At 62.3% G+C, this 5,033-nt stretch carries 5 protein-coding genes; 2 read left to right on the top strand and 3 right to left on the bottom strand.

All coding sequences use genetic code 11. The features are described from left to right. Nucleotides 1-523: caspase family protein (locus AC1D00_RS26140; protein WP_477012635.1), on the bottom strand; the 523-nt coding region annotated here is incomplete at its 3' end. A 39-nt stretch (nucleotides 524-562) separates the two neighbouring features. Next, entirely contained in the window at nucleotides 563-2,284 is a 1,722-nt protein-coding gene (locus tag AC1D00_RS26135) for a hypothetical protein (protein WP_477012634.1), read from the bottom strand. 183 nt (nucleotides 2,285-2,467) lie between these two features. On the opposite strand from AC1D00_RS26135, the gene AC1D00_RS26130 reads away from it, so the two are divergent. Both AC1D00_RS26130 and AC1D00_RS26125 read left to right on the top strand, forming a co-directional pair. After that, on the top strand, nucleotides 2,468-2,725 hold the full coding sequence (locus AC1D00_RS26130) for a hypothetical protein (RefSeq protein WP_235885450.1): 258 nt from the start codon (nucleotides 2,468-2,470) through the stop codon (nucleotides 2,723-2,725). Between the two features lie 98 nt (nucleotides 2,726-2,823). After that, entirely contained in the window at nucleotides 2,824-3,807 is a 984-nt protein-coding gene (locus tag AC1D00_RS26125; RefSeq protein WP_477012636.1) for a DUF4424 domain-containing protein, read from the top strand. 9 nt (nucleotides 3,808-3,816) lie between these two features. Here AC1D00_RS26125 and AC1D00_RS26120 read toward each other — a convergent pair. After that, on the bottom strand, nucleotides 3,817-5,033 hold a 1,217-nt coding region (locus AC1D00_RS26120; RefSeq protein WP_477012633.1), incomplete at its 5' end, for a serine/threonine-protein kinase.

The raw sequence follows: 5,033 nt of genomic DNA, 5'->3' as shown, positions 1-5,033 counted from the left end.
GCCGGATGAAATGGTTGAACTCACTGCCCAGAACACGCTCAACGGACCCGGTTGGCGTGGTTTCAAAGCCTGGCAGCAGGAACACGTTTTCCATCCCGTCCGGCTCCGAGCCCTTGACGCGCTCCGGCTCCTGGGTTCCATGACCTGCGATCGACAGAAAGATGAGGTCGTTGTTCTTGGTCCGCTCCACCAGTGAACTGATCTCGCGCAAGACGCTTGCCCTGTCGGCCTGTGTGTTAGTCAGTACGACGACGTCGCCAACCCCCATGCTCTTCAAGCTGGTCACGATGTCAGTGGCGTCGGCGACCGCGCCCTTCAATTTCCGCACGTGCTGATAGTCATCGATCCCGATCACGAGCGCGCGCACCGCCGCCCCGTCCGGATTGCTGATCGACAATCCTCCTGCCGCATGCGCGTGCGGGGATATCAGCCCGATCAACGCAGCGAGCCCGATGGTGGCGCATAGCCGCTTGATCCCGCAATCAAGTTCCCTGGGCATCCGCATCGTGATCCACCTCGACATCCTTCCTATCCATTCTGTAGCGCCAGCGACACACCGGGTTCAGCGCCTTTTGCTTGCCGTCTTGCGGCCCGCCTGCGGTTCGGCCTCTTGATAGGCGCTCGCTGAGACCGTCGCCTGGTCATCCGCGAACGCCCGAAAGCGGACCGGAACGTAGCCACGCGAAAGCAGGCTCGCCAACGGGTAGACGTTGCGGCAGACGCGGCCGTTGCAGCCACYGGTCGAGGATTCCATCACCTCGGCCTTGCGATCGGGCGTGAACCGCAGGAACAACATCACGTGCGAGCCCGGCTTGTTCAGCGCATCGCCGGGCCTCAGGTCCCAGGGATTTGCCACGGGGGCTGCGATCGCAGGAATAGCGGCAGTCGTGTAGTGGACGGAAAGTCCCCACGCGGCGCTGACGAATGCCGAACAGTCGACGCCAGCAACATCCGGCCGTGGCGCATTGCGAGTGCACACATTGCCAGCCAGCGTTCCGCTCTCGATCCGCTGACGGAAGTTCGCGAGCGATCCGTGGCAGCCCCAGCAATAAGGTACGCCGCGCACCTCCTGGTTCACTTTTCCCTGCAGATACCACGGCCGACGAACACGGCTGAAGCCGCTGCATTGGCTGTCGGGATCGCTGCCGTAGTTGGCCTGCGTCAGCTTCCACTGGATGCCCTCGAACGCAAACGCGGTCTCGATCGCCTGCTGGCGATTGGACGGTCTCACGGCGGCCGACGCGTCAAATTTGACGTCGGATCGCGGTGCCGGCGCGGCTGCCGTTCGCGACGGCCGCACGTCGATAATCGAAGCGTTGGTCAGAGGCCTGAAGCCGACGCCAACCACTTCGATGCCGTCCGGCTTGGTCCGCAGGAAATAGACATCGCCATCGCCCGAAACAGTTACGAACCGCCGGGTCAGCGGCGTATTTTCCAAAGGAAGCTCATAGATTCCTTCGAGACGGCCGTTCGCAGCATAGCGTGCGACGAACGTGGAGGCGTTCTTTCCCGATGGCGGAACGTCCTCAGCAAGCACGTAGAAGCGGTCGCCGTTGTCGATCTCAAGAAACTCCACCGTTCCGAGCTGGTTGCGCACCCGCAGGCTTAGCTGTGCGATCGTCTCGTTGGTGACCATTGTCTGGATCTCGACCCTCACGCTGGCATTGCCCTTGTCCGGAATGATATCGGCGATCACCGAGCCCTTACTTCGAGAAGCCACATATTGCCGGTCGGGCTGCCGCGTCGTCGTGACGATGGCCGCGCGGGTATTCTGGTCGAGCAAGTCGGYCGCGCTGCCGGGCGCCTGCGATCCCATCTGGGCGAAAGCGGAGACGGCGAGCTGATCGTCCGCGCCACGGCTCGAGACCTCCTCAAGCTGGATCACGTCGCCACCGATTCCGCGCGTGGACTGCCCTGGCGCCGCCTTCAGCGTCCGTACGCCGCCGTCCCAAACCATGATGTCGTCGTTGTGGACCACGAGATCGGTCGGCTGGACGTCCTTCGGCATCTTGAGGACGTCAGGATCTGAGCTCGGCTGTTTCGGGTCAAACTGCAGGATGCGACCGTTGACCTGATCGAGCACAAACAGGTTGCCCTGCCCGTCGGCGCTGAGTGCTTGTGGTCCCGCGAGTTCCACGTCCTCGCTGGCCGGAACGATGCCGACCATGGAAGCAGCCAAACCGCTGGCAAAGCTGCGGACGACAGTATCGTCGGCATGCGCCTTGGTTCCGAAAATGCCAGCGCCAACGATGAAGACCCAGATCCAACGATTTGGACGAAGCATGTTCGCCTCAATGTACCCCGAACCGATCGCAGCGTCGGATCGACTAATCCGAGATGCCGTTAATGCGGCGCGTCAATTAGTGGTGAGCAATCTCAATCACGTTCAATTCTATCACTTGACGGTGATAGTCCGAATTTTCTTCAGCTTGCGGTGCAAAACATGGCCCGGAATAGATTTGAGAAAGTGAGCGAAGTTCAGCCCGACGCGATCACGCTGCTCCTGAAACGCGACAATGACGGCGCCTGCGGATCAATCGTGCTGCCGGCCGCCGCGAGCCGGGGACGGCTGACCACCGACCAGATCAGCGCGCAATTGCCGGCTCAGGATGCTTTTCGCGGCGCGATCCGGCTGGCAAACGATGTAAAGCTGGCGCTGGTGGTGTGCGATCCAGACGGGGTCTGGAAGTCCGAGTGGGGCGATCTTTATCAGCCGATCGATTGACCCACATCGGATGGAACCCGCATATGTTGCGACGCCGCATGGAGACTAGCTTGCCGAACGGAGCCTGCATCCGACCGTCGTTCCGGATACGGGCCTTGATGGTCGCGCTGCTGGTTGGGACGGGCTGGCCGGCACGCGCCAACGACTCGGCTGCGGAATTGTCGATCGGCGGGCTCCAGTTCGTACGCACCAATGAAGTGGCCATGGAGAGCGAGAACCTTAGTATCGGGCTCGACAGAATCAGTGTTCGCTACCAATTCGCCAACGTCACTGCCAAGCCGGTCACGCTTACCGTTGCCTTTCCGCTGCCCGACATCGACCTGTCGGAGGCTGAKAACATTGCACTGCCTTCAAATGATCCGATCAACTTCGTCGACTTCGAGACCAGGGTCGACGGCAGCCCGGCGCCGCTGACCGTCGATCAGCGCGCCATGGTTGGCAACAGGGATGTCAGTGCCCTGCTCCGCGAACTCAAGCTGCCCCTGCTGCCGATTGGTGGCCGCGAGATCCGGGTGAGCGACCTGCCCGCGGCGACTCGGACCCGGCTCGTGGACGACGGACTTATGATGCCTGCCGGAATGAGCGACAACGGTCGCCAGCAGTATGCGCCAGGCTGGGTTATCAAGACCTCGGCTGTACGCCAGCAGGTGTTTCCGCCCATGCGCACCGTCACGGTCGAACACCAGTACCGGCCGAGCGTCGGCTCCAGTCCTGACACCATCCTGCGCTCGAGCCTACGCCGCAGCAGCGCATTGGGTCAGCAAGTCGCCCGTTACCGGAAAGAATACTGCGTCCAGGATGCGTTCCTCGCCGAGCTCGACAARCGCGCGGGCAGTAACCAGACCAACAGCGCGAACCTGCAGGAGAGGCGCATATCATACGTGCTCAAGACCGGCGCGAATTGGGCCGGGCCGATCCGGTCGTTCAAGCTGACTATCGACCCAGGCGGCAACGACCGCTTGGTGAGCTTCTGTCCTGGGCGGCTCAAGGCATCGTCTGCTTCCGGAAACACGCTTGAATATACGGCAAACAACTTCAAGCCGGATGCCGACCTGAAAATCCTGGTGATCGGGACATTCTGAGCGTGCCGGTCAATTGGTGAGCAGCACGTAGCGCGCGGCCGCGATGATAGTCACCTTGTTGCGCTGAGCCTCGCTCAGCGCCTGGAGGAAGAACGTATCGGCAGCTATCGGTCGCGGCTGGCGCAATGAGTCCAGAACCTGCGGAACCGCCACGACCAACAGCAATTGCGGACCGCTCGCGCGCGCAGTCGGGAGCGTAAACGAAAGCGCGTCGATGCCCGGCTTCAGAAGATAAGACAGGCTCTGGACTTCGCCGCGATCCGACACCATGAGCAGCTCGACCACGCGGTTGGCAAAGTTCTCAATGGTCCCATTGAGGGCTTCACCACCCTTCAGCTCTGTCGCTGACAGGGTGATACGTGGCATTCGCGCCTGATCGCTCCCGACCTGACTCAAGAATTTGACGGCTGGGCATTGCGCCTGGGTCACTTGCCTGACGCCGATCGAAGCCTCGAAACCCTGCTCACGCCGAAACGCTTTGTCGAAGGTGTCGAATGGGGCAGTCGAGGCACCGAACCCTTCGATGACAGCGGCATTTGGGCTCACGGCAATCGGCAAGACAAAGAAGCAGTCACCGCCAGAGTATTGGGCCACGTATTTGCGGATGCGCTCAGCTCGCCCCGCCCCATCGAGTGCCGGAGACGGCGTCGCCGTCGGCTGCGCGGACAACTTCTCCGGCTCTTGGCGCCCGGGCTGTGGTCCAGCGGGCTCGACCTTCGGCGGCGCCATTGTTCCAGCGAGTTTTGGAGGTGGCGACAAGACCGCGGTGCCTGGCGCTGACCAGACCAGCTTGTAGAAGGCATATCCACCACCGCCGACCAGCAGTAACAGAGCCGCCACGCCCGCCCCCAGCCAGCGGCCGCGCAGACTCCGCGCGGTCGACGGCATCCTGTCCTGCGGCACCGGCGCCGCGCCTTCCGGCCGCCGCAGCGGATCGAAGCCATATAACGGTGCGGCTGGCGTCTGCACCAAACCGGTCGGCTTCCARCTGGCGACCTCTCCCATGGTCGGGCGCAATGCCGGGTCAGGCTGCAGCATCCGCTCCAGCAAAGGCCGGATGCGCATATCCACCGCACCGAGATCGGGCACACGCCGGCGCTTCTCCACCAGTTGAAACTGGCTGCCACCCATGTCGAGCTTCTGTCCGGTCAGCGCGTGAAACAGCACAAGACCGAGGCTGTAGACATCGGATTTCGCAGTCACGTCATTGCCGTACAACCCTACCT

The organism is Bradyrhizobium sp. P2_E8, assembly GCF_056403875.1.
The sequence above is the reverse complement of the archived record's forward strand: the minus strand, read 5'-3'. Positions and strand labels throughout refer to the sequence as shown.